Origin of the sequence: Flavobacterium sp. 103 (assembly GCF_003096795.1) — a bacterium.
Lineage (GTDB): Bacteria > Bacteroidota > Bacteroidia > Flavobacteriales > Flavobacteriaceae > Flavobacterium.
Genome location: NZ_QENX01000001.1, coordinates 1,290,271 through 1,316,973 on the forward strand (window position 1 = coordinate 1,290,271; position 26,703 = coordinate 1,316,973).

Annotated in this window: 27 protein-coding genes; 16 read left to right on the forward strand and 11 right to left on the reverse strand. The window is 33.0% G+C overall.

The features are described from left to right. Window positions 1-133 precede the first annotated feature (133 nt). From C8C85_RS05340 to C8C85_RS05350, 3 genes are all read right to left on the reverse strand, one after another. The gene (locus tag C8C85_RS05340; protein WP_116796148.1) at window positions 134-475 is read right to left on the reverse strand and encodes a phage holin family protein; all 342 of its coding nucleotides are present in this window, start codon (window positions 473-475) and stop codon (window positions 134-136) included. A gap of 55 nt (window positions 476-530) precedes the next feature. Continuing rightward, window positions 531-1,292, reverse strand: a complete 762-nt coding sequence (locus C8C85_RS05345) for an alpha/beta fold hydrolase (RefSeq protein ID WP_116796149.1) — start codon at window positions 1,290-1,292, stop codon at window positions 531-533. Window positions 1,293-1,468: 176 nt separating this feature from the next. Continuing rightward, window positions 1,469-2,182, reverse strand: coding sequence for a pyridoxine 5'-phosphate synthase (locus C8C85_RS05350; protein WP_116796150.1), 714 nt, complete (start codon window positions 2,180-2,182; stop codon window positions 1,469-1,471). Window positions 2,183-2,297: 115 nt separating this feature from the next. Here C8C85_RS05350 and C8C85_RS05355 point away from each other — a divergent pair, with 115 nt between their 5' ends. The 8 genes from C8C85_RS05355 to murI all read left to right on the forward strand — a co-directional run bounded on the left by C8C85_RS05355 (window position 2,298) and on the right by murI (window position 10,636). Then, complete coding sequence (locus C8C85_RS05355; protein WP_116796151.1) at window positions 2,298-2,957, forward strand: CBS domain-containing protein; 660 nt, start codon at window positions 2,298-2,300, stop codon at window positions 2,955-2,957. A gap of 63 nt (window positions 2,958-3,020) precedes the next feature. After that, on the forward strand, window positions 3,021-3,905 hold the full coding sequence (locus C8C85_RS05360; protein WP_116796152.1) for an NAD kinase: 885 nt from the start codon (window positions 3,021-3,023) through the stop codon (window positions 3,903-3,905). A gap of 153 nt (window positions 3,906-4,058) precedes the next feature. Continuing rightward, entirely contained in the window at window positions 4,059-4,736 is a 678-nt protein-coding gene (locus tag C8C85_RS05365; RefSeq protein WP_116796153.1) for a DUF6089 family protein, read from the forward strand. A gap of 6 nt (window positions 4,737-4,742) precedes the next feature. Then, complete coding sequence (locus C8C85_RS05370; protein WP_116796154.1) at window positions 4,743-5,480, forward strand: isoprenyl transferase; 738 nt, start codon at window positions 4,743-4,745, stop codon at window positions 5,478-5,480. Beyond that, complete coding sequence (locus C8C85_RS05375) at window positions 5,413-8,157, forward strand: outer membrane protein assembly factor (protein WP_116796155.1); 2,745 nt, start codon at window positions 5,413-5,415, stop codon at window positions 8,155-8,157. The genes C8C85_RS05370 and C8C85_RS05375 overlap by 68 nt, the downstream gene beginning before the upstream one ends. A gap of 35 nt (window positions 8,158-8,192) precedes the next feature. Beyond that, window positions 8,193-9,209, forward strand: a complete 1,017-nt coding sequence (locus C8C85_RS05380; RefSeq protein ID WP_116796156.1) for an OmpH family outer membrane protein — start codon at window positions 8,193-8,195, stop codon at window positions 9,207-9,209. A 40-nt stretch (window positions 9,210-9,249) separates the two neighbouring features. Beyond that, window positions 9,250-9,750, forward strand: coding sequence for an OmpH family outer membrane protein (locus C8C85_RS05385; protein WP_116796157.1), 501 nt, complete (start codon window positions 9,250-9,252; stop codon window positions 9,748-9,750). A gap of 109 nt (window positions 9,751-9,859) precedes the next feature. Beyond that, entirely contained in the window at window positions 9,860-10,636 is a 777-nt protein-coding gene (gene murI, locus C8C85_RS05390; protein ID WP_116796158.1) for a glutamate racemase, read from the forward strand. A 1-nt stretch (window position 10,637) separates the two neighbouring features. Here the strand turns inward: murI and C8C85_RS05395 are convergent, their stop codons facing one another. Together C8C85_RS05395 and C8C85_RS05400 are read right to left on the reverse strand one after the other, a co-directional pair. Beyond that, the gene (locus C8C85_RS05395) at window positions 10,638-11,876 is read right to left on the reverse strand and encodes an aromatic hydrocarbon degradation protein (protein WP_116796159.1); all 1,239 of its coding nucleotides are present in this window, start codon (window positions 11,874-11,876) and stop codon (window positions 10,638-10,640) included. Then, window positions 11,877-13,199, reverse strand: a complete 1,323-nt coding sequence (locus tag C8C85_RS05400; RefSeq protein WP_116796160.1) for a DUF4270 family protein — start codon at window positions 13,197-13,199, stop codon at window positions 11,877-11,879. Window positions 13,200-13,429: 230 nt separating this feature from the next. On the opposite strand from C8C85_RS05400, the gene C8C85_RS05405 reads away from it, so the two are divergent. From C8C85_RS05405 to C8C85_RS05425, 5 genes are all read left to right on the forward strand, one after another. Continuing rightward, a complete protein-coding gene (locus tag C8C85_RS05405) occupies window positions 13,430-14,293 on the forward strand; it encodes a DUF6268 family outer membrane beta-barrel protein (RefSeq protein WP_116796161.1) in 864 nt (287 codons plus the stop codon). Window positions 14,294-14,310: 17 nt separating this feature from the next. After that, window positions 14,311-15,306, forward strand: a complete 996-nt coding sequence (locus C8C85_RS05410; protein ID WP_116798383.1) for a Kelch repeat-containing protein — start codon at window positions 14,311-14,313, stop codon at window positions 15,304-15,306. 49 nt (window positions 15,307-15,355) lie between these two features. Continuing rightward, window positions 15,356-15,655 (forward strand): DUF4907 domain-containing protein, encoded by a 300-nt coding sequence (locus tag C8C85_RS05415; RefSeq protein WP_243412050.1) that lies wholly within the window; start codon window positions 15,356-15,358, stop codon window positions 15,653-15,655. A 297-nt stretch (window positions 15,656-15,952) separates the two neighbouring features. Then, window positions 15,953-16,777: a sensor histidine kinase gene (locus C8C85_RS05420; protein WP_243412051.1), complete on the forward strand. Its 825-nt coding sequence runs from the start codon at window positions 15,953-15,955 to the stop codon at window positions 16,775-16,777. Between the two features lie 11 nt (window positions 16,778-16,788). Beyond that, window positions 16,789-17,502, forward strand: coding sequence for a LytR/AlgR family response regulator transcription factor (locus C8C85_RS05425; protein WP_116796164.1), 714 nt, complete (start codon window positions 16,789-16,791; stop codon window positions 17,500-17,502). 33 nt (window positions 17,503-17,535) lie between these two features. Here C8C85_RS05425 and C8C85_RS05430 read toward each other — a convergent pair whose 3' ends face one another. Both C8C85_RS05430 and C8C85_RS05435 read right to left on the reverse strand, forming a co-directional pair. Continuing rightward, window positions 17,536-18,045 (reverse strand): gamma carbonic anhydrase family protein, encoded by a 510-nt coding sequence (locus C8C85_RS05430; protein WP_116796165.1) that lies wholly within the window; start codon window positions 18,043-18,045, stop codon window positions 17,536-17,538. 15 nt (window positions 18,046-18,060) lie between these two features. Beyond that, window positions 18,061-19,056 (reverse strand): type IX secretion system membrane protein PorP/SprF, encoded by a 996-nt coding sequence (locus C8C85_RS05435; protein ID WP_116796166.1) that lies wholly within the window; start codon window positions 19,054-19,056, stop codon window positions 18,061-18,063. 122 nt (window positions 19,057-19,178) lie between these two features. Here C8C85_RS05435 and C8C85_RS05440 point away from each other — a divergent pair, with 122 nt between their 5' ends. From C8C85_RS05440 to C8C85_RS05450, 3 genes are all read left to right on the forward strand, one after another. Next, the gene (locus C8C85_RS05440) at window positions 19,179-20,072 is read left to right on the forward strand and encodes a NifU family protein (protein WP_116796167.1); all 894 of its coding nucleotides are present in this window, start codon (window positions 19,179-19,181) and stop codon (window positions 20,070-20,072) included. Window positions 20,073-20,295: 223 nt separating this feature from the next. After that, window positions 20,296-20,814, forward strand: a complete 519-nt coding sequence (locus tag C8C85_RS05445) for a YtxH domain-containing protein (protein ID WP_116796168.1) — start codon at window positions 20,296-20,298, stop codon at window positions 20,812-20,814. A gap of 83 nt (window positions 20,815-20,897) precedes the next feature. Beyond that, entirely contained in the window at window positions 20,898-21,731 is an 834-nt protein-coding gene (locus C8C85_RS05450) for a mechanosensitive ion channel family protein (protein WP_116796169.1), read from the forward strand. A 13-nt stretch (window positions 21,732-21,744) separates the two neighbouring features. Here C8C85_RS05450 and tsaB read toward each other — a convergent pair whose 3' ends face one another. The 4 genes from tsaB to C8C85_RS05475 all read right to left on the reverse strand — a co-directional run bounded on the left by tsaB (window position 21,745) and on the right by C8C85_RS05475 (window position 26,665). Further along, the gene (gene tsaB, locus C8C85_RS05455) at window positions 21,745-22,413 is read right to left on the reverse strand and encodes a tRNA (adenosine(37)-N6)-threonylcarbamoyltransferase complex dimerization subunit type 1 TsaB (protein ID WP_116798384.1); all 669 of its coding nucleotides are present in this window, start codon (window positions 22,411-22,413) and stop codon (window positions 21,745-21,747) included. A gap of 392 nt (window positions 22,414-22,805) precedes the next feature. Further along, complete coding sequence (locus tag C8C85_RS05465) at window positions 22,806-24,098, reverse strand: efflux RND transporter periplasmic adaptor subunit (protein WP_116796171.1); 1,293 nt, start codon at window positions 24,096-24,098, stop codon at window positions 22,806-22,808. Window positions 24,099-24,102: 4 nt separating this feature from the next. Then, window positions 24,103-25,470 (reverse strand): TolC family protein, encoded by a 1,368-nt coding sequence (locus C8C85_RS05470; protein WP_116796172.1) that lies wholly within the window; start codon window positions 25,468-25,470, stop codon window positions 24,103-24,105. A 76-nt stretch (window positions 25,471-25,546) separates the two neighbouring features. Beyond that, entirely contained in the window at window positions 25,547-26,665 is a 1,119-nt protein-coding gene (locus C8C85_RS05475) for an efflux RND transporter periplasmic adaptor subunit (protein WP_116796173.1), read from the reverse strand. Window positions 26,666-26,703 lie beyond the last annotated feature (38 nt).

Consider the following 26,703-nt stretch of genomic DNA (forward strand, 5'->3'; position numbering starts at 1 on the left):
TTGGCATCCAAAAGAAACCAAATACAGCTCAAATTTATATTAAGAATTTAATATTCATTCTGTTAAAATCTTTGACCAAAATTACACTATTCCAACTTCAGAATAAAAAAAGCCATTACATTTTTTTAAAAGCCTATTTATCACCAATAATGGAATAAATAATAGACTGGCATAATGACAATATGATACTAAAAAACATGGCAACCCAAAACGTATCAACAGTAAATCCTCCCACAATCTTGGTACATAATAAAATAATCAAGGCATTTACCACCAACAAAAACAACCCTAAAGTCACTATTGTAAAAGGCAAGGTCAGTAATACCATGATAGGCTTAATAAAAATATTAAGCAGTCCCAAAACAACGGCTACTACCATTGCCGTAAAAGGACCAGCCACATGTACACCTGGCAAAAAATGAGCAATTCCAAAAACCAATCCTGCGGTAACAATTATTCTAATGATCAAATTCATAGTCTCGTCTTTTAAAATTTCAATAAATATAATAAATTTTCTATACTATATTAAATTATTTTAAAAATGCACTTGCTAATTCATAAAACATTGTAGGGTTTTCAGCATGTAACCAATGGCCAACATTAGGAATTGTCGCTACTGTTGAAGACGGGAAATGAGTTTTTATTTCATCAAAATCACTATCAAGTATATAATTAGAATTTCCACCACGTATAAAAAGTGTTGGCTTTTCAAAAATCACGCCTTCGGCTAATGCTTTTCCGATTTCATCAATTTTTCTATTGAAAACGTTCAAATTAAATCGGAAAGCCAATTGACCTGGTTCTTGCCAGTATAAACTTTTCATCAAAAATTGACGTGTCCCAAAATCGGGTATATACTTTTTCATTATTTCCTCAACCTCATTCCTGCTTGGTTTAACCGAAAAATCCACAGCATTCAATCCCGCCAATATATCTTGATGGTGAGGAGCATAAAATTTAGGACCAATATCGGCGACCAATAACTTATCAACTAAATTTGGATAGGAAGTTGCCAAAAGCATTGCCACTTTACCTCCCATAGAGTGACCTATAATATCAATCGATTCAAGACCGTTTGTCTGACAATAGTCAAAAACATCTTGAACCATAATTTCATAACTAAATTCATCCGAATGAAAACTGCGCCCGTGATTGCGCAAATCCAGCAGATGTACTTGAAAACCATCGGAAACAAATTGTGTTCCTAATGTTTTCCAATTGTCGGACATTCCAAGAAAACCGTGAAGTATTAATAAAGGTTTTCCAGAACCTTCTATTTTTGAGTAGAGCATTATTATTTTAGATTGCAGATTTCAGATTTTAGATTGCAGAGTAAAAACTGCATTCCAAAACAGTAATCAATATTAGATTTTTTTATTTTTTTGATTAGAAAATTAAAATTTTAGATTTGAAGATGACAGGCATAAAAAATCACAAATCATCATTCGTTAATCTTAAATCAAAAATCTTATTTTAGTTTTCGCAAATACATATTCACCACATTATCCAAACCAAGATAAATCGCTTCGGAAATTAGTGCGTGCCCAATTGAAACTTCCAATAATCCTGGAATGTTTTCCTTAAAAAACTGAACATTGTCCAAACTCAAATCATGTCCAGCATTAATTCCTAAACCTAAATCATTTGCTAAAACTGCAGATTTCACATAAGGATCAATTCCATTTTTATTTCCTAAGCTATATTGATGGGCAAAAGCCTCGGTGTACAATTCAATTCTATCGGTACCGGTTTTTTTGGCTCCTTCAATCATCTCAGAAATTGGATCAACAAAAATAGAAGTTCTAATTCCGTTTCGTTGAAACTCCTGAATAACTTCTGATAAATAAGACTGATTCTTTATTGTATCCCAACCCGCAGAAGAGGTAATTGCACCAATGGCATCAGGAACCAGTGTAACTTGATCTGGTTTGCATTCTAAAACCAAATCGATAAAATTATGCTGAGGATTTCCTTCAATATTATATTCGGTGTACACAATCGCTTTTAAATCTCGGGCGTCTTGATAGCGAATATGACGCTCATCCGGACGTGGGTGAATCGTGATTCCCTGACCACCAAACTGCTGAATATCAGTAGCTACTTTCAATAAATCAGGCACATTTCCTCCACGAGCATTACGTAAAGTGGCAATTTTATTTATATTAACGCTAAGTTTTGTCATAGAAACAGGTATTAATAGATATGTAAGTATATTTGATAAGACAAAAATACAAAGTAAAACCTAGCAGATTTTGTATAATTTTGATTATTTTGCATCGATTATTGAGGATAGATTTATGGCAGATTTAAAAGACTATATTACAAACGACTACAAAGCAATTGATGCTCAAGAAACTATTGGGTCAGTTCAAGACTTTTTTGGTGACTTAACCTTTTCCCATTTTCCTGTCATCGAAGAGGGGATTTTCATTGGAAGTATCGCCGCAGATGACATTGAAACTTTTGACAGTGATAAAAAAGTCAATGACTATAAATATGTACTTGAACATTTTTTTGCCAGAACCGACATGATTTGGCTAGACGTTTTAGAAGTTTTTGCCAAAAATCACACTAACTTAGCTCCCATTTTGGACGAGAATAATAAGTATGTTGGCTATTATGAAATTGAGGACATCATTAAATTTTTTCATGAAACTCCTTTTCTTAAAGAACAGGGAGCCATCATTATAGTGAGTAAAAATACTATCGATTATTCGATGAGTCAAATTGTACAAATTGTAGAGAGCAACAATGGTAAACTTTTAGGTCTTTTCATTTCAAATTCCGATGTAAATACTACTGAAGTCACTATCAAAATCAGTGTCGGTTCATTGAATGAAATTATTCAAACTTTCAGAAGATATAACTACGACATCATTTCAGAACATAACGAAGACAATTACATCAAAAGTTTAAAAGAACGTTCGGATTATTTAGACAAATATTTGAACATGTAATTATTTGGATTAAGGCATTTAAAATCCAAAATAACGAATAACAAAATATCAAAACCAAAAGAAATGAAAGTAGCTATTTACGGCCAATATTATTTAGTTAGCACAGAACCTATCATAAAAGACATTTTTGTGTTTTTCAACAATAATAACGTAGAAATGGTTATTGAATCCGATTTCCTAAACATGTTGTATGAAAAAAAAATCATAGAAAAAGAATACAACACTTTTTCCTTTAATGATGAATTGGATTCTAGCTTTGATATGTTAATCAGTATTGGCGGTGACGGAACAATTTTAAGAGCAGTTACGCTGGTTCGCAATTCAGGTGTCCCAATTTTGGGTATAAACGCAGGAAGATTGGGTTTTTTGGCAACGGTACAAAAAGAAAACATCGCCGCTTTCATGCAGTTTGTCATTGACAAAAAATATAAAATTTCTAAAAGAACTTTGTTAAGCTTGACGTGTTCACCTGAAAACAAAACTATAGAAGGACTCAACTTTGCCATGAATGAAATATCGGTGAGTCGAAAAGAAACCACATCGATGATCACCATCGATACTTATTTGAACGATGAATTTTTAAATTCCTATTGGGCCGATGGTCTTATTATTGCCACTCCCACAGGAACTACAGGTTACTCATTGAGTTGTGGAGGTCCCATATTGACACCCGATGTAAAAAGTATAGTTATAACACCTATTGCTCCTCACAACTTGAACGCAAGACCTCTTGTCGTTCCTGATACAACGGAGGTTCGTTTAAAAGTTTCTGGAAGAGAACAACAATATTTAGTATCATTGGATTCAAGAATAACAAGTGTTGCAAATGATTCTATTCTAACCATAAAAAAAACCGATTTCGAAATAAATATGGTGGAGATCCCGGAAGAAACTTTTTTAAAGACTCTAAGAACAAAATTACTTTGGGGTGAGGACAGAAGGAATTAAAACTTCCCCCTATACGAATTATTCCTTTTTTGTCGTTACTATTACATCCTTTGTATATAAAAAAAGGGATCTGGTCTAAAAAAAGACAGTATTCCTAAGATACGTATTGAATCCTATTGATAATTATTATATTTGCAGGCAATTTTATAATTTATGAGTAAAATTTTCATTTCATTTTTATGCTTTTTTACCTTTTCTTCTATTCATGCCCAGATTAATGAAATAGGAGTTTTTCTTGGAGGCAGTAATTACATAGGAGATGTGGGTTCAACAACTTACATTGCTCCAAATGAACCTGCATTCGGTATTTTATACAAATGGAATAAAAGCCCAAGACATGCTTATAGATTTTCCTACACACAATCACAAATCTCCGGAAACGATCATGATTCAAAAGAATCTGGAAGAAATAACAGAAGATATAGTTTTGTAAACAACATAAAAGAGCTATCAGCTGGATTGGAGTTTAATTTTTTTGATTTTAATTTACATGAGGAAAAACCAAAATTTACTCCTTATGTATATTCTGGCTTAAGCTATGTTCTTTACGATGATTTATATGTAACATCAGGGATTACACATAAAAACAATACAAAAAGTACAATTGCTATACCAATGACCCTTGGCGTAAAAACAAATTTTTCAAGGAGTTTCGTTTTAGGTTTAGAAGTTGGAGCTCGATATACTTTTACCGACAACCTTGACGGCAGCAATCCAAGTAATAGTAGTTTACCTAAATTTGGCAATATAAATAATAATGATTGGTATGTATTCTCAGGAGCAACATTAACGTATACTTTTGGAAACAAACCATGTTACTGCGCAGACTAAAATAAGATGTTAAAAGACGAAATAAACACAGAAAATATTCCCAAACACTTGGCCATTATTATGGACGGGAATGGTCGTTGGGCAAAACAAAAAGGATTCCTAAGAACACTTGGACATGAGAGCGGCTCAAAATCTGTAAAAAAAATAATTCAAGAATGTTTGGATTTAGGCGTAGAATACTTAACCTTATATGCTTTCTCTACTGAAAACTGGAATAGACCCAAGCTTGAAATAGACACTTTAATGAGGGTTTTAATCAATTCATTAAAGAAAGAGCTTAAAACAATGCAAGAAGGCAACATCAAGATGAACGCTATCGGTAATTTAGAAAAATTACCGACAAAAGCTCAAAAGCAATTATTTGATGTGCTGGACAAAACAAAAGACAATACGAAAATGACATTAACTCTCGCCTTAAGCTACGGATCTAGGGAAGAATTAGTAAATGTTGTGAAAATAATAAGCGATAAAGTTAAAAATAATATAATTTCAATAGACAGTATTGACGATTCAATTATAAATGAGCATCTTTACACGCATAATTTACCGGATGTTGATTTATTAATAAGAACTAGTGGAGAACACAGAATAAGTAATTTTTTGCTATGGCAAATAGCCTATGCAGAATTGTACTTTACTGATGTATTATGGCCCGATTTTAAAGAACAAGATTTACATGAGGCTATCATTAGTTATCAAAAAAGAGAACGTCGATTTGGAAAAACAAGTGAACAAATTAAATAATTTTTTAGTGTTACATAAAAGCATAAAACTAGTCCTTACCTTTTTAATTTTAGGAACTTTCACTCAAATTAAAGCCCAAGACAGAGTACCATTTGACCAAGGTAAAAAATACATATTAGCAGATGTAAAAGTAGTTGGAGACATTAGTTTCAATCCTCAAACTGTAGTTACTTTTGCTGGATTGGAAAAAGGACAAGAAATTACAGTTCCGGGAGAACAAATAAGTAGTTCAATAAAAAAATTAGGAAAGCTGGGTCTTTTTGATGAAATTTCATTTTATGTAAATAGAATTGAAAATGACAGCATTTACCTAGATTTGAATATTAAAGAATTACCAAAAATCAATGAAGTAAAATTTGTTGGTGTTTCCAAAAGCAAAACGGAATCTTTCATTAAAGACAATGGCTTAACCAATGGTAAAATTGTAACCGAAAACTTAATTACCACAACAAAAAACTACATTGAAAAAAAATACAAGAAAGATGGTTTTTTCAATACTAAAGTTTACATAACCACTTCAAAAGACACGACCCTAACCAAGAATCAAGTAAACATGCTTGTAAAAGTTGACATTGGGGAGAAAGTCAAAATATACAAAATTGATTTTGAAGGCAATAAAAATGTTCCAAGTAGCAAACTACTTGGATCCATGAAAAACACCAAAGAAAAAAATTTCTCACATGTTTTGAAGCGATCAAAATACATTGAAGCTAAATACCAAGAAGACTTAGAAAAGATAGTTAATGACTATAAAAAAATCGGATATCGTGATGCCCGTATTTTAGGGGATTCTGTTACATATAATAAAGAAAAAAATGCCATCTACATAAAAATTAAAGTAGAAGAAGGAATTAAATACTATTTTGGAAATATTAAATTTATCGGAAATACTGTTTACTCTGACGAAGGGCTAAGAAGTATGTTAGGTATCCATACTGGAGACGTATATAATGGTGTACTTCTTCAAGAAAGGATTGCAGACAAATCTAAACCAGACGGAGAAGACATTACCAATTTATACCAAAATAACGGATACCTGTTTTCAAGCATAAATGCTGTAGAAACAAAAACAACTGATAATGTAATTGATTTTGAAATCCGAGTTACCGAAGGCCCAATCGCATATTTCAACAAAATCACTGTTGTTGGAAACGACAAAACCAACGATGAAGTAATTTATAGAGAATTAAGAACAAAACCTGGAGAAAAATACAACAAAGGAGAATTAGTAAGAACCATTAGAGAGATTGGACAATTAGGATTTTTTGATCCTGAAAAAATCGATCCTCAATTCAAAAATGTTGATTCTGGTGCCGGAACTGTAGACATCGAATATCATGTTGTAGAAAAAGGAGCTAGCCAAATTGAACTTCAAGGAGGATATGGCGGAGGTGGTTTCGTAGGAACTTTGGGGTTGTCTTTCAATAACTTTTCGGCAAGAAATTTATTCAACAAAGATGCCTATCACCCACTTCCTATGGGAGATGGACAAAAAGTAGCCTTACGTCTTCAAGCAAGTTCTTACTACAAAACCTATAGTTTATCGTTTTCAGAACCTTGGTTTGGAGGAAAAAAACCAATCCAATTTAGTAGTTCATTTGCATTTAGCCAACAATACAGTTCTAACTACCAAATGCAAAAGGTAGATAAATCAAAATACATCAATATCACCTCTTTGTCTGTTGGAATGGCAAAAAGATTGACAGTGCCTGATGATTTCTTCACGCTGTCACAATCTATCAGTTACCAACAATACGATTTGCATAATTATCTTTACGGATTATTTACATTTGCAAATGGGACATCTAGAAATTTATCCTATTCTGTGGGTCTTACCAGAAACAGTAAAGGATTCAACCCTATATTCCCAACTTATGGTGCGGAATTTTCAGTAAATGGTGAGTTTACACTTCCTTATTCCCTAATTACCGGCACGGATTATGCAACATTAGGAGATCAGCAAAAATATAAATATATTTACTCTGGAAATTCCTATGTAGATAACAATGATAGGGTTGTAAATGCTGGAGATTATTTGGATAAATACCCAAGTTCATCATATGTCTCTAATAAAGTAGACAATTATCAAGATGCAGTTGCTGATCCTGCAAAAGTGGATCAAGAAAAATACAGATGGTTAGAATATTACAAAGTACAATTTACAGGAGACTGGTTTACTACTTTATATAAAAAATTAGTATTACGTACTTTAATGCAATTTGGATTTTTAGGAGCTTACAATCAAGACAGAGGAGTTATTCCTTTTGAAAGATACTACATGGGAGGAGACGGAATGGCAGGAAGCTCGATTGATGGAAGACAAAACATACAGCTAAGAGGATATGAAAATGGAGCTTTGACTCCTGCAAGTTCAAGTGGTGATGCTTATGGTGCTACTGTTTACAATAAGTTTTCATTAGAATTACGTTATCCGATTACATTGAAATCATCAGCATCTATTTATGCTTTGACCTTTGCAGAAGCCGGACAGTCATACGCTTCATTATCTGATTACCAACCGTTTAATTTGGCTCGTTCAACGGGTGTTGGTTTAAGGGTATTTATGCCTGCTTTTGGTTTGTTGGGTATCGATTTTGGTTATGGATTCGATGCTGTTCCTGGAGCCATAAAACCAAGTGGATGGCAAACGCATTTCATCATAGGTCAGCAGTTTTAAATAAATTTGGTTTAAAATTTCTAAAATTAAAAATTATGAGAAAAGAATTTTTATTTATAATTTTATCCCTTATTGTTTTAACGACAGTAAAGGCTCAAACCAAAGGAAATAAAGTAGGCTACATTGATATGGAATACATATTGCAAAATGTACCAGACTATATAGAGGCCAAAGCACAATTAGAACAAAAAGCACAGAAATGGAAACAAGAAATCGAGGCTAAAAAATTAGAAATTAACAAACTGACCGAAGCTTTAAAAGCTGAAAAACCATTGTTGACAGCCGAATTAATTGAAGAAAGAGAAACGGAAATAAAGTTCCTCGAATCTGAAAAATTAGATTATCAGCAAAAAAGATTTGGCCCTAATGGGGACTTAATAATACAAAAAGCCGGATTAGTTAAGCCTATACAAGATCAAGTTTTCACAGCTGTTCAAGATATAGCTGAGGCCAAAAAATATGACTTTATATTTGACAAATCTTCACATTTAACTATTCTTTTTGCCGCAAAAAGATTTGATATTAGTGATCAAGTGATTCGGGTATTAAATCGAACAGAAAAAAGAGAACAATTAACCAAAAAACAGCAAAAAGAAGAAGAGGCTAAAGAGAATAAAGAAGACGAATTAGACGAAAATCCTATTCTAGCCGAAAGAGAAAAAGCATTATTAGATAAAAAAGCCGCTCGAGAAAAATTGGTCGCTGATAAAAAAGCGGCTCAAGAAGAAGCTCGCAAACAATACGAAGAAAAAAGAAAACAATTACTAGCCGAAAGAGAAGCGAAAAAAAATGGCACAGTTGTTGCACCTGTTAAAACTGAGGGAGTAAATACTTTCACACCAAATACAACTGAGAACACAACTACAACAAAAACGACAGCCGAAGAGGTTAAGCCAAATATACAGGAAGAGCGAAAAAAAGCGCTAGAAGAAAAAAGAAAAAAAATACTTGAAGAAAGAGAAGCTACAAAAAAAGTAGCCGAAGAAAAAAGACTAAAAGAAATTCAAGACAGAGAAGCTTTGAAAAAAGCTAATGAAGAAAAATTAAAATAAAACAACTAAACAAATTCTAATTATTAAATATTTTAAAACAATGAAACAATTCAAAACTTTACTAATTGCTGCGATACTATTTTTAGGTGCAACTCAAATTTCAAATGCTCAAACAAAAGTAGCTCACGTTGATGTAAATGAAATCATGTCTAAATTGCCTGCTATGCTTGATGCCCAAAAACAATTGGAGAAATTGAGTGGTACTTATGATGCAGACTACAAAAAGATGGTTGAAGAATACCAAGCAAAATTAAAAAAGTACGAAGCTGAATCTGCAACAGTTACTGAGGCCGTAAATCAAGAACGTTCTAAAGAAGTTCAAGATATGCAAAAAAGAATTGTTGACTTTAGAGACAATGCTCAAAAAGAATTACAGACAAAACAAGAAGAAATTGTTAAGCCAATTATGGAAAAAGTAAAAGCTTCTATACAAAAAGTAGGAAAAGCTAAAGGTTTCCAATATGTTCTTGACGGATCTACACTTTTACTTGCTGATGGAACAAACATCACTGTTGACGTGAAAAAAGACTTAGGTTTTTAATCTAAAATAAATCAATCACAAACTGCTCCTCCAAAATATTGGTGTGAGCAGTTTTTTTTTACAAAAAAAAATATAGTATATTTAGACTATAGCTTTTAAATTTGCAACCATGACAAACGATAGACCAATTGGTGTTTTTGATTCTGGAATTGGAGGAACTTCCATCTGGAAAGCCATTCATGATTTACTGCCAAATGAACAAACAATCTACCTAGCCGACAGCAAAAATGCCCCTTATGGGCAAAAATCAAAAGCAGAAATCATTGCTTTAAGCATGAAAAACACAGATTTATTGATTGAAATGGGCTGCAAGCTAATTGTGGTAGCCTGCAATACTGCAACAACCAATGCTATCCAAGAATTAAGAGCAAAATACTCCATTCCGTTTATTGGTATTGAACCTGCCATAAAACCTGCGGCAACACACTCCAAAACTCAAACAATAGGAATCTTGGCCACAAAAGGGACTTTGAACAGTGAACTTTTCAATAAGACCACAGAGAAATATCAAGACATCAAAATCATCGAGCAAATAGGCCATGGTTTGGTTCAATTAATCGAAGATGGTCAAATCAATTCTCCGGAAATGACCGAATTACTTAATTCTTATTTAACTCCAATGATTGAAGCCAATATTGACTATCTCGTATTGGGTTGCAGTCATTACCCCTATTTAATTCCACAAATAAAAAAAATCCTTCCGGAACACATTCATATCATTGACTCTGGAGAGGCTGTTGCCAAACAAACTCAAAACATACTTAGAGACAAGGTAGGCTTTTCAACAGCCAAAAGCACCGCTCCAATTTTCTACACAAACACCAATCCAAAAGTTTTAACTGAAATTTTAGAAAACAAATACCAAGTTGAAGAAAAGGATTTCTAAACTATTCTAGCTTTTTCCTAACAAACCAGATACCGTCCAAATTAAGATTCAAAGTTAGTTTATGATAATTTTCTTGAACCAATGAATTGGTTATTTGCCCTTTTTGTCCATAAGTATAGGAAATAAACAAAGCCGAAGATAGATGATCTAATGGCAGTGAAGCTCCAATTGAAAAATTCTTATCCTCAATTTTTTTATTGTCCACTTCCAAATATCCCGTGTCATAATTAACCCCTGCAGCATATTTTATTCGATCAAAATAACTTCTTGATGCTTTTGCTTTTTGATAAGACAATCCCAACGCAAACTTTTCTTGATTGGAAAAATTACCATACATATCGGATTGATTGGTAGCATCCCAAAATCTTTTCTCGTAATCAAAAGCTATACTTAGTTTGTTTTTAAAGGCTTTATTGAAACCAACCCCTACTTCTAAAGGTAAATAAAAATCGTCTGTATTGGATTTTTCATCTGTCTCCAAAGTAGAAGTACCGGTACCATTTACAACAGTAACAGATTGAATTTTGGTTGCATTTACACGTGTTGGCGATTTTACATTTAATCCAAAAGTCAACGACGGGTTCATTTTGAATTGTGAACCCAAAATAGGTCGAATACCACTATAACTTACTTTTTTATCTATACTGGTAACTGAGCTATTGATTTCATACGTCCTTTCATCAGTTGTATTCCCAAAAAGGACTGAGGCAGAAAAACCTAAAGATAATTTATTGCTCAATTTATAGGCATACGAAAAATCCAAATTATTCAATCCACCTGTCCCCATTACGTTCAAATAATAATACTCATTACTACTATCCAGTATCGGTATTTTTAATCCAGAAATTTTAAAAGAAGAACTGGAATAAGGCATCATAGCAACGCTAACTGCCGATTTATTATTAATAGGAAAGGCAAAAGCAAAATGGGAAAACTGAAAATTGTTCCGATTTTCTTTTTTTAGATTATCTTCAAAAAAGGATTGAATGCCTTTACCTCCCACTTCAAAAAAGAAATTATTCGCCGGAATATTAACAAGTGAAGCTGCATTTTTGTTATTGATAAAATTATCCGAAGGCAATGCTATGCCGGCAGTACCAAGAGATGGAATTAATCCAAAATTAGCTTCATACAAACTTCCCAATCCATAAAGCGAGTAGGGCGAAGTAGCAATACTTTGAGAGTAAGCAATAAAGGAAGAAAAAAACACTAAAACCAAAAAAGGGCAACTCTTTTTCATTTAATACGTTATATAATAGATTTGTAATTTCATTTCACTTTCTTTATTGGTCTGGTCCCCCAATACAACTCTATCTACAACTTTGGATAAAATAGGTAACGTAAAGATTAAACCACTCTTCGAATCCGACTCTTTCAGCATTTCTTTTTGCAAAAAAGAACCTAGCGACAGTTGATAACTCACACTTTCATCAAATTCATCATTCTCATTATTTAAAGTTGCAACCATACTCTCACCACTCGAATTTGTAAGCGACGTTTTTATTCGATTCAACTTATCAACTACATAAACACTTAATTTCTCTGGCAATGGAAACATTTTCGAATACGAATTCTTGACGGGTTTCATTATTAACTTTGCATCGACTATGGCTCCTTTTGCTGCAAGGTATTTTAGTTGTTTTATATTTGGAAAATCGACACGACAGACTATTCCCGTACCAGATTGAATGAATCCAGCATTACCAGTATATTGGCTGGATAAATTCATTTTTGACAATGGCAAATCATTAATTAAAGTTCCTGACCTATCTGATGAAATTGAGTTAAACTGCTTAGTGGCATCCAAAACAGTAAAATCCATTTTATGAAAATCTTCGGTACCTCCTTTCCCTTTGGAATAGTACAATCGAAGTACACTAGACAAATTGAATCCAACCACACTACCTGAAGTATTAGAACTTGAAGTAACTACAAAACCTTTTAAATATTCTGTAAAATCACTGGAAGTAGTAATTTCATTATTCTTAAACTTATTAAAAAGCTCCAATCCAAATTCATTATCCAATTTAATATTGATACTATCCCTGCCTATTGGCTTTGGCCTATAAGTTATTGTACCTAAACTCGCAGAATTATACTCTAAAGCAGAATTACTATAAAAGCTTATATCATTCACATTGGGTTTGAACTTTTTGATTACCCTATGAATATTTAAAGTCTGAACTTTGGTAGTATCAGCATAATAGTAATTATCATATCTTAGAATCATCGCAATGGAATCAAATACATAACCTGTTGCCTCTGTGTCGGAATTTCCACGGTAAATATTAAATGAAGATGCAGAAACCTGGAAATAGCTATCCGACTTCACTTTCCCAAAAAGAGGATCATCATAATTCCCTACCAAGATTCTACTTTCATTAGAAGTAACCAAAGAATCCAGCTTTATGGTAGAAACATCAACGGTGACCGTATCTATTGAGAGCACTTTATTTTTTAAGGCTAGATAATCTGCTCCTACAACAAATTCCCCAGCATCAACATCAGAATCACAAGAGAATATTAATAACCCAAAAAACATCAAAATCAAAAACTTGTACATACTTAATTTTTTGGGCAAATATATAAGCGCTCGTTACTGCAGTCCTAATAACATATACTGTTCGGGTTATTCAATCTATAAAAAGTGATAAACTGTCTATGACTTACTATACTGTTCCAAAACTAGATTCACCTTTAATAATAGCCCGTTTGTCTATAGAATAAACCCATGCATATATATTCTTTTTTATTCATTGGCAACACAACTACTTTTGGACCAATAATTAAATAATGAGAATAAACAACTTTACGAAGATTTTTATTTTGATTCCAATATTTAGTGTTTATGCACAAAAAGGATTCACAATTGATTTGAACATAAAAACCGAACCGATAGAAAATGGTTCCATAAAACAAACTGGAATTGGGATATTCTTTTTTAAAGACATTGGAACTAAAAATAAATTGACGAATACTTTTAAATACAAAAGCACAACAGTTACAGATGAAATTGAAACCTATCTATTAAAAAATTATGTTACAAATTATAGTAGCACTCACTTTATTGGTTTTGAAAACATTTTTGAATTTTCTCACCAAATAGCAGAAAAAACAAAGTTGAAAATAGCAATAGAGCCAACAGCTAATTATGAAGGTAATTTTGACATTTCAGACATAAGCATATTAGGAGGTATTGAACTTAGTCAATCATTAAATAAAAATAATAGTATAGATCTGGGAATAAAAAGAATGACCGTTTTTGGTAAACCCGAAATACTTCCAACGTTTTCATTCAATCATAAATTCAACAATGAAACTTATTTAAAATTAGGATTTCCAAATTCGGAACTAGCCTATTCCAATTCGATTCGAAATAAATTCAGCCTAAACAATGACTTTAGCGGAAGCAGTTACAATCTATATTCTCCTATTGCAACGGATGATACAAATACCATTACAAAATTGGGCTTCTCTCAAATGGAAACCACATTACAATTCGAAAGGAATATGGAGACCTCTTGGTATGTCAGTCTCAAAGGTGGATTTTCATCAAACAAAGAATTTAAATTTTCTGATGAAAACAGAACGAATGAAATGAATCAAACCTTAAAAAATGGAGGCATCTTTTCTATTAGTATAAAATACAAACTTTAATAAACACCATGCACATTATGAAACATTTAAAAAAAGGAATATTTCTTAGCACATTACTAATCTGTTTAATTTCAATCAGTTGCAGCAATGATGACACAGAAGACAAACTAGGAAACTGGATAAAAAAATCAGCATTTGATGGGCCGGCACGATCTAGTGCAACAAGTTTCGTCATTGGAACTTATGCTTATGTAACTACTGGCTATACTGGAGATGAATATCTAAAAGACCTTTGGGCTTACAATTCCGACGGAGATTATTGGGAACAAAAAGCAGATTTTATAGGTGTTCCAAGAAGCTCTGGATCAGGCTTTGAATTAAATGGAAAAGGATACATAGGTCTTGGCTATGATGGGACCAATAAATTAAAAGATTTTTTTGAATACAATCCTGACACCAATACGTGGTCTCAAAAAGCAGATTTTACAGGAACTGCCAGATATGGAGCAGTAGGATTTCAAGTGGGAGGAAAAGCATATCTCGGAACAGGATATGATGGTAATTATTTAAAAGATTTTTACCAATACAATGCAACAGATAATTCTTGGACACAAGTCAATGGATTTAGTGGCAACAAAAGAAGAAACGCCACCGTTTTTGTTATTGATGACATTGCCTATTTAGGTACAGGAATAAACAGTGGCGTCAATCAAGTTGATTTTTGGGCATTTGACCCGAGTACAGATGTTTGGACAAGAAAAAGAGATTTGGATGATGATGAGAGCGATCATGACACCTACTCCATTAAAAGAGCCAACGCATCCAGTTTTGCAATTAATGGTTTAGGATATATTACTTGCGGTGAAAGCGGAAATACCATTTGGGAATACAATCCCAAAACAGACATTTGGAAAGAAAAAACAGCCCTTGAAGGTTCAGGAAGATCGGATGCGACAGGAATAACAATCAACGGACAGAAAGGTTTTGTTATGTTAGGAAAATCAGGAACATCGTACTTTGATGATATATGGGAATTTAAACCAAACGAGGAGCAAAATGACGATGATAACTAACCGCAAAAGCAAATTCTTCCGAAAACAACTCCGGAAGAATTTGTCTTATATGTTCAATTTATTAATAATTACATTTTTAATAGGACTGCTGATTTTTATTTTTTGCCAAAAGGAAAAAAAATTAAATGTTCAATCCATAAAGATTAATCATGGCTGGGGATATGCTATTACAAATAACAATCAAATAATTATAAAGCAAACAATCATCCCGGTTATTGGTGAGTATAAAAGTTTTCAAACAGAGAAAGAAGCTATAGCTGTAGGGAAATTGGTAATAAAAAAATTGAACGCCAATAAATCGCCAACGATTACAAAAAATGAATTAATTTTATTAAAAATAAGACTGTAAATGAATATCGTATCAATAAAAAATAACGCCTCAAACAAAATACTTATCCACAGTATCATTTGGTGTTTTTTTATTAGTACCTCACTTATTCAATTTTATGAAAGCCCATTTCGTATCAATACCGATTTCTACATACAATGGATATCTGGAATAATACTATTTTATCTCAACTATATATACCTTGTTCCTCAATTGTTATTGCAAAAAAAATATGGGTATTATTTCACTATTTTACTCATTCTGATAGTGATTTTTATGTTCTGCAGATTCCAGTTTTTTATGCCTGAATTTCGAGAAATGAGACCACCGAATGGAATAAATTTTTCTAAAATACCGCTCGGAGATAAAAATATAGAACATAGAATCCACAGAAGAAACCAACCCATTTTCTTTCAACTTGTTCCTTCATTCTTTTATATTTTGATCGTTGCCATTAGTACCATAATTAAAACATTATCTGAGTTTTACGATGACCAACAAAATAAATTAATTGCCGAAAGCCAAAGAACTTCTACGGAGTTGAACTATTTAAGAAAGCAAACCAATCCACACTTTTTATTCAATTCACTCAATAGCATTTATTCGTTGGCCCATAAAAAATCTGAATTGGTGCCCGATGCTATCGTGACTTTATCCGAAATGATGCGTTACATGCTTTATGAAACGGACAATAAAACGGTTTTACTAGAAAAGGAAATCGATTACATTAAAAATTATATTGAATTACAAAAATTAAGACTCAATAACATTGAAAACATTAGCATAAATATTCATGGTGACACTAAAAATAAATTTATAGAACCCATGTTATTAATATCATTTATTGAAAATGCGTTCAAATACGGGACCGATTATAAAGGAACTGCTTATGTCAAAATTGTTATAAGAATTGAAGAAAACATATTGACATTTTGGGTCGAAAATAAAATAGAAAACAACAAAAAGGATCCTGAAAACTCAGGTATAGGATTGTCAAATATTAAAAACAGACTTAATTTGCTTTATCCAAACGCACATGAGCTAAATCTATCAGCTACAGAGACAAAGTATTCAGTACATTTGATTTTAAAACTGGATCAAATTCAACTGCAAGCAAATTCAGCTTTTGTACCAACATCATAATTTAAGATAACATGAAATGTGTCATTATAGACGACGAACCATTAGCAGTAGATTTATTGGTAGAATTTGTTGGAAGAGTCGATTCATTGGAACTCGTTACCACATTTACTAACGCAATAGATGCCATATCTATAATCAACCAATCCCAGATTGATTTGATTTTCTTGGACATCGAAATGCCGCATTTTTCGGGAATTGATTTCATCAATGCCATCGAGAAAAAACCTTTAATCATCTTTACGACTGCTTATTCCAATTATGCTGTTGAAGGATTCAATCTTGGTGCGGTGGATTATTTAGTAAAACCTATTCCTTTTAACCGTTTTCTAAAATCTGTTTTACGGGCTCAACAAATCTTTGCTCCCAAAAATCTACCAATAGAAACTTCTACAGCAAATACACCAGAAATTGAGCATGATTTTATGTTCGTTCGCGCCGAATATGAAAATGTAAAAATTAATTTTGCAGATATTTTATTTATCGAAGGATTGAAAGATTATGTCAAAATATACACCACCGACAATAAATATACGCTAACTCTAATTAGCTTAATAAAACTGGAGAACCTATTATCATCCAAAGGTTTTGCTAGAATCCATCGTTCCTATATCATCAATATCAAGCACGTTAAATCGATCCAAAAAAACAAGGTTTTAATGGCCGAAAAAAGGATTCCTATCAGCGAAAGCTATAAAACTTCCTTCTTTGAAAAAATAAACATTTGATTGTAAAACGTGGAATTCTGAATGGTTTTATTCCTATTTAAACCAGCTCGAATACATCACGTAATTATTGGAAATACGTTCTATTTCTCCAGCGAAATTAGACTGGTCAATATCTTTTACTTTCTTGGCAGGAACACCCGCCCAAATGGTACCTGGCTCAACAATTGTATTTTGTGTAATCACTGATCCCGCTCCAATAATTGAATTGCTCCCAATAACGCAATTATCCATAACAATTGCCCCCATGCCTATTAATACATTGTCATGAATCGTACAGCCATGCACAATTGCATTATGGCCTATGGAAACATTATTTCCAATAATGGTTGGATGTTTTTGATAGGTACAATGAACAACCGCTCCATCTTGAATGTTAACTTTATTACCAATAGTAATAAAATGAACATCTCCGCGAATTACCGCATTGAACCAAACACTACATTGCGAACCAAAAGTAACATCACCTACAATAGTAGCATTCTCGGCTACATAACAATCTTCTGGAATAGCCGGTGATTTTCCGTTTACAGCCTTTATTATCATTTTCTCTTTTAACTATTAATTAATTGCGGGACAATTACAATCGTATTTTACAGGTTTACACAAAAAGTTAATACCCAAAGTAAGTTGATGAAATCCACCACTTTCATATTGAATATCGCCCAATAAATGAGTATAAGTATAGGCAAACATAAAGTTTTTATAATTAAACCCAAGAATAGGTGTAATATATTGTAATTTCTGGCTATTCGTTCCGCTTCCGTTACTGTACTGAGCTCCATCAAAACTTCTTCTATAAGACAAGCCACCCCACAATTGTCCCATATCCAAATTTTTATAAGCTTTCAAGTTCATGTCCAATGAACTCTCTTTCGTCTTATCCACAAATTGAAACAAAAGCGAAGGTTCTAATAAAATTTTGTCGGCATTACCAAAAACATAACCTCCACTAACGATAAATTTTCGCAAGTTGTCACTTTCGTATTCGGTATAAATAGTCTGTCTCGTTTCCAAAACATTTTTGACTACAGCATTAAAACTAAAATCAAGTAAATTATATGACGCTCCAATATCCAAATTAAAATAAGAGGCATGTTGAACTACATTTCCAAGAGCCGGATCATAATCTCCTGAATTCATAAAATCAGTTTCGTCCAATTGACTTTGATTGACCCCAACGTTGACACCAAATGACAATTGATTCAAATCAACTTCATCTCTGGAAAACATAATATGATGGGCATAAGTAGCCTTGAAACCAAATTGAGAATGATACCCATTGACATCATTAAAAACGATTGCTCCTATCCCAGATCTTTCTCCCACTCTACCATTATAACTCAAAGTTTGAAGTGCCGGGGCATCAGTCTGATCAAACCATTGTTTACGGGCTGTAAGTCTAAGTTTAGAACAATTGGAAGCTCCCGCCATGGATGGAAAAATCAAGTAATAATTATCCGATAAATAATCCGAATATACCGGAATTCCTTCCTGAGAAAACGCAAAAGAACTTATAAATAAAAACGTAATTATAGACCTAATCTTGAAATTCATGAGGGGATCCTTTTATGAAATTAGTGGGAATAAAAAACCTTTTGTTAATTTATTCATTAAAATACCAAATATAGTTAATCGTAGAAAATAACTTTAGTAAATTTGCACAAAATCGACAAATCATGACTAAAATAACGATAAAAGAAACACAAAACCCGACCATTATAAAATTTGAATTCCCAGATTTCATCACTCAAAATGAAAGCTTCGAATTTAAAAACATAGATGAGGCAAAATCATCTCCACTTGCTCAGCAACTTTTTTACTTACCATTTGTAAAAACAGTGTATATCTCTGGTAATTTTATAGCTATTGAAAGATTTAGCATTGTAGAATGGGACGATGTAAAAGAAGCAGTAGCCGAACAAATTGAAGCTTATGTAAACAAAGGAGGAGCTATAATCACTGTTGATGAAAACAAAACCAAAAAACAGCCTGTTACTGTTTACGGGGAATCTACCCCTAATCCATCTGCTCTAAAATTTGTTGTCAATAAAATGATAACAAAAAATGCTGTTGAATTCAAAAACATTGACCAAAGTGCGCCTTCACCATTGGCAACCGAATTATTTAAATTCCCTTATGTAAAAGAAATTTTCATTGATGAAAATTATATTTCGGTTACTAAATATGACATCAATGAATGGCAAGACATCACGATGGAATTAAGAACTTTCATCAAGCAATTTATTGAAAATGGAGGAACTGTTCTTGACGAGACTTTAATTCAAACCATTATTAAAGACGAAAAAACCAAAGATGAGTCATTTGACTCACTTGACGAAACGTCTCAAAAAATAATCAACATCTTGGAAGAATATGTAAAACCCGCTGTAGCTGCAGATGGTGGTAATATTCTTTTTGACTCGTATGATGAATCTTCCAAAACTGTCAAAGTAATTATGCAAGGAGCTTGTAATGGATGTCCATCTTCTACTTTTACCTTAAAAAGCGGTATCGAAAACATGCTGAAAAGTATGCTAAATGACGAAGAAATTAAGGTAGAAGCTGTTTAAAAAAATAAAACTTATTCAAAAGCGTTTCAGAAATGGAACGCTTTTTTTATATCAAAAGAACAAATTTTAACTACAAACCTTTTATAAAACACTCTGTTTTTTTATCTAAAGCAAACAAGGCGTCACAAAAAAACAGATTGATTTTCAATGTTTTGCATTTTATTTTGGTTAAAAATCATAAAAAAATGGTTACTTTTGAGTTCTTAACTAAAAAATTAAAACCATGGGAGTATCATCATTTTTCAAGAATTTATTTGGATCAGCCAAAGAAACTGCAAACGAAATTGTAGACCAAGCGGAATCTGCTATTGAAGAAACCAAAATAGCAGCCCAACCATATGTAGAAAAAGCAGAAACTTTTCTAGAAGACACCGTAACAAAAGCAAAAGAAACTGCCACACCCTATATGGAAAAAGCGGAAGCAATTGTAGAAGAAACTGTATCCAAAGTAAAAGAAACCGCAACTCCAATACTAGAAAAAGCAGAAACTTTTGTTGAAGAAACGATTTCCAAAGCAAAAGAAACCGCAACTCCTCATGTAGAGAAAGCGGAAGAATTTGTAGAAAATGCTGTAGCAAAAGCAAAAGAAGTTGCTACACCCTTAATTGAAAAAGCCGAATCAATAATTGAAGATGCCAAAGCAAAAGGCACTGAAGCCATAAACAATCTAAAAGAAAAAGCAAATACTTCAGACTCAAAAAAACTAGAAAACCCAAATAAAACTGAAGAAGAATCGGAATAGCTTTTTATAAAAATATTAAATTCGTATTTTTGCAATTCAACTTATAACCTTCTCCTTTGAGAAGGTTTTTTATGAATTATAATATGATTTTAGATCCAAATTACATCGCCGGCTACGCCAATACTTTTATAACAAAACTTATTGAATATTCCCCACAGGTTGTTTCGGCTGTTATCATTTTATTTGTCGGACTCTATGCCATCCGAATAATCAATAGACTTATTCGAAAAATAATGGTCAAAAGAGATTTGGATCCTACACTTACCAAATTTCTTGCCGACATTTTACTTTGGGTTTTAAGAGTATTATTATTTGTGACTTTCATCGACAAACTAGGAATAGGAACTTCTTCATTTGTGGCAATTCTGGGAGCAATGGGACTTGCCGTTGGTTTATCGTTGCAAGGTTCATTATCCAATTTTGCTGGAGGAATGCTCATTATTCTTTTCAAACCTTTTAAAGTTGGAGATACTATAGAAGCACAAGGAGTTTTGGCAACGGTTCAGGAAATTCAAATTTTTGTAACCAAATTAATCACCTCTAATAATCAAACCATTTTTGTTCCAAATGGTGCTTTGTCAAATGGAACAATCATCAATTATTCGATGCAAGGATCCAGAAGAGCCGATTTAACCATCGCTTTATCTTATGACACTGACCTAAAAAAGGCAAAAGACATTATAACTAAGGTTCTGGCAAACAATCCTAAAGTATTAACTTCTCCTATTGCAGAAGTATCGGTTAAAAATTTAACAGACAACGCCATTCAACTGGCTGTAAGGCCTTGGGCAAAAAACGAAGATTATGGAACTGTAGTTTCAGACACTTTGGAAAACTGCAAATTGGCTTTTGATGCTGAAGGACTTACTTTTCAACCGTATGTTACCGAATTATCCAGAAGTAATAAACCACAATAATAAAAAAGATTGGCTATTTTTTCGGTATGGTCATTAAAAAATCTTTCAAATAATAAGGTTCAAAATAGGCGACATCAACAGTGTCGCTTTTTTTATATTTATCAAAACTTAAAGCACTCATCTCATTGGCCGAGGGATATTTAATATCGTCCAAAAACACAAAATTATCTTTTGCTAAAACGCCTTTGCATTTCTCATTACAATCACCAACAAAATATATTTTCTCTTGAATGTCTTCAAAAGAATTTTCGGTAATAATTTCGGCCAAAACTTCTCGTTTTTTTTCTAAAGAAGCAGAAAAAATAGCACTATAAACCTCCATTCTGCGAGCGTCAATCATAGGTATGATTACACCGTCTGTTACTGAAACTCTTGAAGCCAATGTTTGCAAAGTATCTATTGCAATTAATGGTATATTCAAAGCGTAACACAAGCCTTTGGCTGCCGAAACCCCAATACGCAATCCGGTATAAGATCCTGGCCCCTGACTTACGGCAACAGCTTCCAAATCTTTCATAGCAATTCCAGCTTCACTGATAATTTCTTCAATAAAAACATGTAACCGTTCTGCATGGGAATAGCCCTCTTCAGCAATTTCTTTGCACAATATTGTTTTTCCATCTTTTGCCAAAGCAACAGAACAATTTTTGGTGGCGGTTTCAATGTTGAGGATATAGGACACTTTCTTAGATTTTAGATTATAGACTGCAGATTTTAGATTTATAAATCCAAAAACATCAAATAATTGATTCGGTTGCAAATTTACACCGATTTTTGATAAATCCTTTATTTAAAACGTGAGTTCAATTATAAATTTTGAAGCAGAGAGATTTGGCATTTTTGGAAACACAGTCCCGCTTTTCGTTGCAATCTTATAAGCCAAACCCCGGCTTATAAGGATTTCCACTGTAATCGGGGCTAAAGGGAAAGATTTGGTATTTTTGCAATCTTCAAAGAATACCAAACCTCCAAAAAACGTCATATTTGACGTTTTGGCTAATTTCACAATCTGACTATAACAAAAAAGCGTCCTGAAAATTCAGGACGCCTCTCTTTTTTTATTGAAAACAAAAACTATTTTTTCTTTTCTTCCGTTGCCACAAATACTTTGTCACCAGAGTTTAGATCTTTGGAAACCGTAGTGTAAGGGCCCGTGATAACTACATCACCTTTTTTAAGACCAGACATCACTTCAATATTGGTGTCATCTTGAATTCCTGTTTTTATAATTCTGATTTTGGCTTTATCACCAACTTTCACAAAAACACATTCTAGTTTTTTATCACTTTTTGGAGCTGCTTTCTTTTCGCCTTCATCTGGACCATCCATTTTACCCACTTTTACTGCAGTTGTATCAGACTTCACAACAACCGAACTGATAGGAACGTGAACCACATTCGTTTTGGTTGTCGTAATGATATCTACCGTAGCAGTCATCCCTGGACGGAATGGAGAATAAGAAGCTGGCTTGCCAACCACTAAATCTTGGTAGGATTCTTTTAAAATTCTAACTTTTACTTTAAAATTAGTCACCTGATCTGCTGTTAAAGCTGTACTTGCCGAATTGGAAATACTGGTTACAACTCCTTTGAATTGTTTTTTCAAATAGGCATCAACTTCAACATTGGCCAAATCTCCCACTTTTATTTTTACAATATCATTTTCGTTGACATCCACTTCAACTTCCATATTGTTTAAATTCGCCACTCTTAAAAGTTCAGTTCCCGCCATTTGTTGCGTCCCCAAAACTCTTTCACCAAGCTCTACATTTAATACCGATATAGTTCCATCTGCCGGAGCATAAATCACTGTTCTTCCCAAGTTATCTTTAGCTTCATTTACAGTTGCAGATGCACTTTGCACATTATAATATGCTGATTGCTTGTTAGCTTTTGCCACTTCAAAAGAAGAAACAGCCTTGTCCCAGTCTGATTTGGAAATAATTCCTTTCTCAAACAATGTCTTATTTCTTTCATAATTGGCCTTAGCCTCATTAAACGACGCATCAGATTGACTTAAACCTGCTTTGGAGCCAGACAAATTAGCGACACTTCTATTCAATCCAGAAGTATATAAATCAGGATTTATCTTTACCAATAATTCTCCTTTTTTTACCACTTGCCCTTCTTTGATTGGCAAATCTATAATCTCACCAGAAACCATCGAAGCGATTTTAACTTCGATTTCGGGTTGAATTTTACCTGTTGCCGAAACAGTTTCGACTATTGTACCGGTTTCAACATTGGCAATTTCTACTTCTTTGCCTTTATCTTTATTCCCGATAACTCCAGCTTTTGAAAGACCTACTAGTGCTCCAATAATTACTACTGCAGCTCCTATTATAATGTATATTGTTTTTTTTGACATGGTATTATTTTTTCATGATTTGGTCAATTGGAATTCCAAAATAAAATTCTAATATTTTTATTTTGAAAATATAGTCATACTTAGTTCTTATCACTTCTGACTGAGCATTGGTTAACAAAGTTTGTGATTGATTGAAATCGAAAGAATTCATCAAGCCCACAGCATATTTTTCCTTTGCATAATTATAAGCTCCTTCTCTGGCTTCAAGAGCAACAATCGCAGATTCATGCGCATTCATAGCTCCTTTTGCATCCGTAAAAGCGGTATAAACATTTCTTTGCAAATCTAAATCTGCTTTTTCCATTGCAATTTTAGACTTTTCTAAATTAACTTTATTACGATCTACATTATTTCTAACAGACCATCCATTAAAAACAGGAACATTTAATTGCAGTCCAAAATTTTGTCCTTTGTTATCATTTAATTGCTGGAAAGGAGGGTCTGCTGGCTGAGTCTGACCCGTCTGAACATTAAAAGTATCTGCATAAGAAACACGGCTATTAAAACCATAAAAAGCGGTTAAGGTTGGTTGAAAAGCCCCTTTCGAAATAGCTACATCTTTCTCAGCAATTTCTAGATTGGTTTTAGCAATTTTTAATTCTGTTCTACTTTCTTTTGCCTTTGCATAAATATCAATCGGCTTTTCCGACATAATATTATTCTCATCATTAATATTAGTATCATCAATTACATCAAAATCCCAGAATTCTTTTAATTGTAATAATTGAGCTAAACTCAATTTAGATATCAATAAAGCGTTCTCAGCATTAATAACATTTTGCTTGTTGGTAGCTACCGTTGCTTTTACATCTAATAAATCACCACGAGGAATAGATCCCGCTTTAACCAATTCTTCAGAACGTTTGTATTGCTTTTCATTAATCCCCAATTGCTCTTGTTGTACTTTTAAATTTTCTTTATTAAAAAGCACTTGTAAAAAAGCATTGGCAACATTCAAAGCAATGTCTTCTTGCATTTTCAATAATTTATATTTGGAAGCTACAATAGAAAGATTGGCTCTTCGCATAGTGTTCTGATTTTGCATTCCTTTATATACATCTACGCCAACATTCGCACCAACTCCCGTTTGTTGAGTAGTCTGATTTCTCAAAAGCCCCGTTGTAATATCCTGATTCAAACCAATATTCCAAGAATGACTTGCACTTAAATTAGCGCTTGGCAAAAATTTACCAAAAGCACCTCTTTTATCAATACTGGCAGAAAGCGTGTCCAGTTCGGTATTTTTTATGGAAATATTATTTTTTACGGCATATCTTACACATTCTTCCAAAGTCCATGCCTTGGTTTGGGCTTGGGTAGCTAATCCAATCAGGAAGACAAAAGCGATACTTATATAATTTATTTTTTTCATTTGTTATGGAATAAAGACGCAGCAAACACTGCATATATTTAACTTAATTTGTTTATCAAAAAACTTTCTTCAGTGCTTATTTTGGTTTTGCATCCTCAGTTATTAAACCTTGGTTCCAAACTTTTATTTTATCCGAAGCTTTAATACCGCTTTTCACTTCTACATAAATTCCGTCACTAACACCCAATGTTATATCTTTTCTTTCAAACTTTTGTGGCCCCGTTTGAATCTCTACATACGGTTTTAAAGTTTTCTTATCAAATTGAACCAACGATTCTTTTAAAGCCTGAACTTTTTCCGCTTTTTCCAGAATGATAGAAGCGTTAGCACTCAAACCTGCTCTAATAAAAGTATTGTCTCTATTGGTTAATTTCGCTTTAATTTCAAATTGAATCGCTCCGTTTTCTGTTTTTCCTTTCGGTGCTATATCGGTCAAAACAGCAGTGAATTTTTTATTTTCAATGGCTCCAACAGTAATTTCAATAGGCATATTTAATTTTATTTTCCCTACTTCAGATTCATCTACTTTACCAACAAAAATCATTCTCCCGACATCAGCAACACTTGCAATAGTAGTTCCTTCATTAAAATTGTTACTTTCAATTACCTGGTTACCCACTTTTACCGGAACATCCAACACCATTCCATTTACAGTAGAACGAATCAAGGTATTAGCATAATTTCCTAATCCAGAAGTAGTACCCGTTTTTACGATATCAAATCCTTGAATGGACGCAATATAATTTTGTTTAGCTTGATTGTAGGCTAACTGAGCAGCATCAAAATCATTGGCCGAAATCACTCCTTTATCAAATAAGGTTTTTTGTCTTTGATATAATTTTTCTTGGTTATCCAATGTAATTTTTGCTGTTTTCACTTGATTTTGCGAATTACTCAAATTAGAAACATTGGCAACCACTTTGATTTTGGCAATCATATCTCCAGCTTTTACAGGTTCCCCAGCTTTGATATACACCTCTTCAATGATCCCAGAAATATTAGGCTTGATCAATACTTCTTCGTCAGGCACAATATTCCCAGTTGCAAGGGTGCTTTTAACAATTGTTTTCACTTCCACTTTATCTGTTTCAAAAACAATAGGTGATTGTTGGTTTTTTGCGTACAAATAATATAAAGCTCCAAAGAAAACTATTGCTATTAAAATCAATACGGTTATGGTTACTCCTTTTTTCATTTTATAAATTTTATTCGATTATTATTGTTTTTTGATTG

Bases quoted from the DNA above. Each gene is read 5' to 3' on its own strand.
- C8C85_RS05420 (WP_243412051.1), top strand. From the start codon at position 15,953: ATGAGACCACCGAATGGAATAAATTTTTCTAAAATACCGCTCGGAGAT.
- C8C85_RS05410 (WP_116798383.1), top strand. From the start codon at position 14,311: ATGAAACATTTAAAAAAAGGAATATTTCTTAGCACATTACTAATCTGT.
- C8C85_RS05465 (WP_116796171.1), bottom strand. From the start codon at position 24,098: ATGTCAAAAAAAACAATATACATTATAATAGGAGCTGCAGTAGTAATT.
- C8C85_RS05365 (WP_116796153.1), top strand. From the start codon at position 4,059: ATGAGTAAAATTTTCATTTCATTTTTATGCTTTTTTACCTTTTCTTCT.
- C8C85_RS05450 (WP_116796169.1), top strand. From the start codon at position 20,898: ATGATTTTAGATCCAAATTACATCGCCGGCTACGCCAATACTTTTATA.
- C8C85_RS05355 (WP_116796151.1), top strand. From the start codon at position 2,298: ATGGCAGATTTAAAAGACTATATTACAAACGACTACAAAGCAATTGAT.
- C8C85_RS05440 (WP_116796167.1), top strand. From the start codon at position 19,179: ATGACTAAAATAACGATAAAAGAAACACAAAACCCGACCATTATAAAA.
- C8C85_RS05380 (WP_116796156.1), top strand. From the start codon at position 8,193: ATGAGAAAAGAATTTTTATTTATAATTTTATCCCTTATTGTTTTAACG.
- C8C85_RS05395 (WP_116796159.1), bottom strand. From the start codon at position 11,876: ATGAAAAAGAGTTGCCCTTTTTTGGTTTTAGTGTTTTTTTCTTCCTTT.
- C8C85_RS05425 (WP_116796164.1), top strand. From the start codon at position 16,789: ATGAAATGTGTCATTATAGACGACGAACCATTAGCAGTAGATTTATTG.
- murI (WP_116796158.1), top strand. From the start codon at position 9,860: ATGACAAACGATAGACCAATTGGTGTTTTTGATTCTGGAATTGGAGGA.
- C8C85_RS05360 (WP_116796152.1), top strand. From the start codon at position 3,021: ATGAAAGTAGCTATTTACGGCCAATATTATTTAGTTAGCACAGAACCT.
- C8C85_RS05435 (WP_116796166.1), bottom strand. From the start codon at position 19,056: ATGAATTTCAAGATTAGGTCTATAATTACGTTTTTATTTATAAGTTCT.
- C8C85_RS05375 (WP_116796155.1), top strand. From the start codon at position 5,413: ATGAGGCTATCATTAGTTATCAAAAAAGAGAACGTCGATTTGGAAAAA.
- C8C85_RS05470 (WP_116796172.1), bottom strand. From the start codon at position 25,470: ATGAAAAAAATAAATTATATAAGTATCGCTTTTGTCTTCCTGATTGGA.
- C8C85_RS05385 (WP_116796157.1), top strand. From the start codon at position 9,250: ATGAAACAATTCAAAACTTTACTAATTGCTGCGATACTATTTTTAGGT.
- C8C85_RS05415 (WP_243412050.1), top strand. From the start codon at position 15,356: ATGTTCAATTTATTAATAATTACATTTTTAATAGGACTGCTGATTTTT.
- C8C85_RS05430 (WP_116796165.1), bottom strand. From the start codon at position 18,045: ATGATAATAAAGGCTGTAAACGGAAAATCACCGGCTATTCCAGAAGAT.
- C8C85_RS05350 (WP_116796150.1), bottom strand. From the start codon at position 2,182: ATGACAAAACTTAGCGTTAATATAAATAAAATTGCCACTTTACGTAAT.
- C8C85_RS05475 (WP_116796173.1), bottom strand. From the start codon at position 26,665: ATGAAAAAAGGAGTAACCATAACCGTATTGATTTTAATAGCAATAGTT.
- C8C85_RS05345 (WP_116796149.1), bottom strand. From the start codon at position 1,292: ATGCTCTACTCAAAAATAGAAGGTTCTGGAAAACCTTTATTAATACTT.
- C8C85_RS05400 (WP_116796160.1), bottom strand. From the start codon at position 13,199: ATGTACAAGTTTTTGATTTTGATGTTTTTTGGGTTATTAATATTCTCT.
- C8C85_RS05445 (WP_116796168.1), top strand. From the start codon at position 20,296: ATGGGAGTATCATCATTTTTCAAGAATTTATTTGGATCAGCCAAAGAA.
- C8C85_RS05370 (WP_116796154.1), top strand. From the start codon at position 4,743: ATGTTAAAAGACGAAATAAACACAGAAAATATTCCCAAACACTTGGCC.
- C8C85_RS05340 (WP_116796148.1), bottom strand. From the start codon at position 475: ATGAATTTGATCATTAGAATAATTGTTACCGCAGGATTGGTTTTTGGA.
- C8C85_RS05405 (WP_116796161.1), top strand. From the start codon at position 13,430: ATGAGAATAAACAACTTTACGAAGATTTTTATTTTGATTCCAATATTT.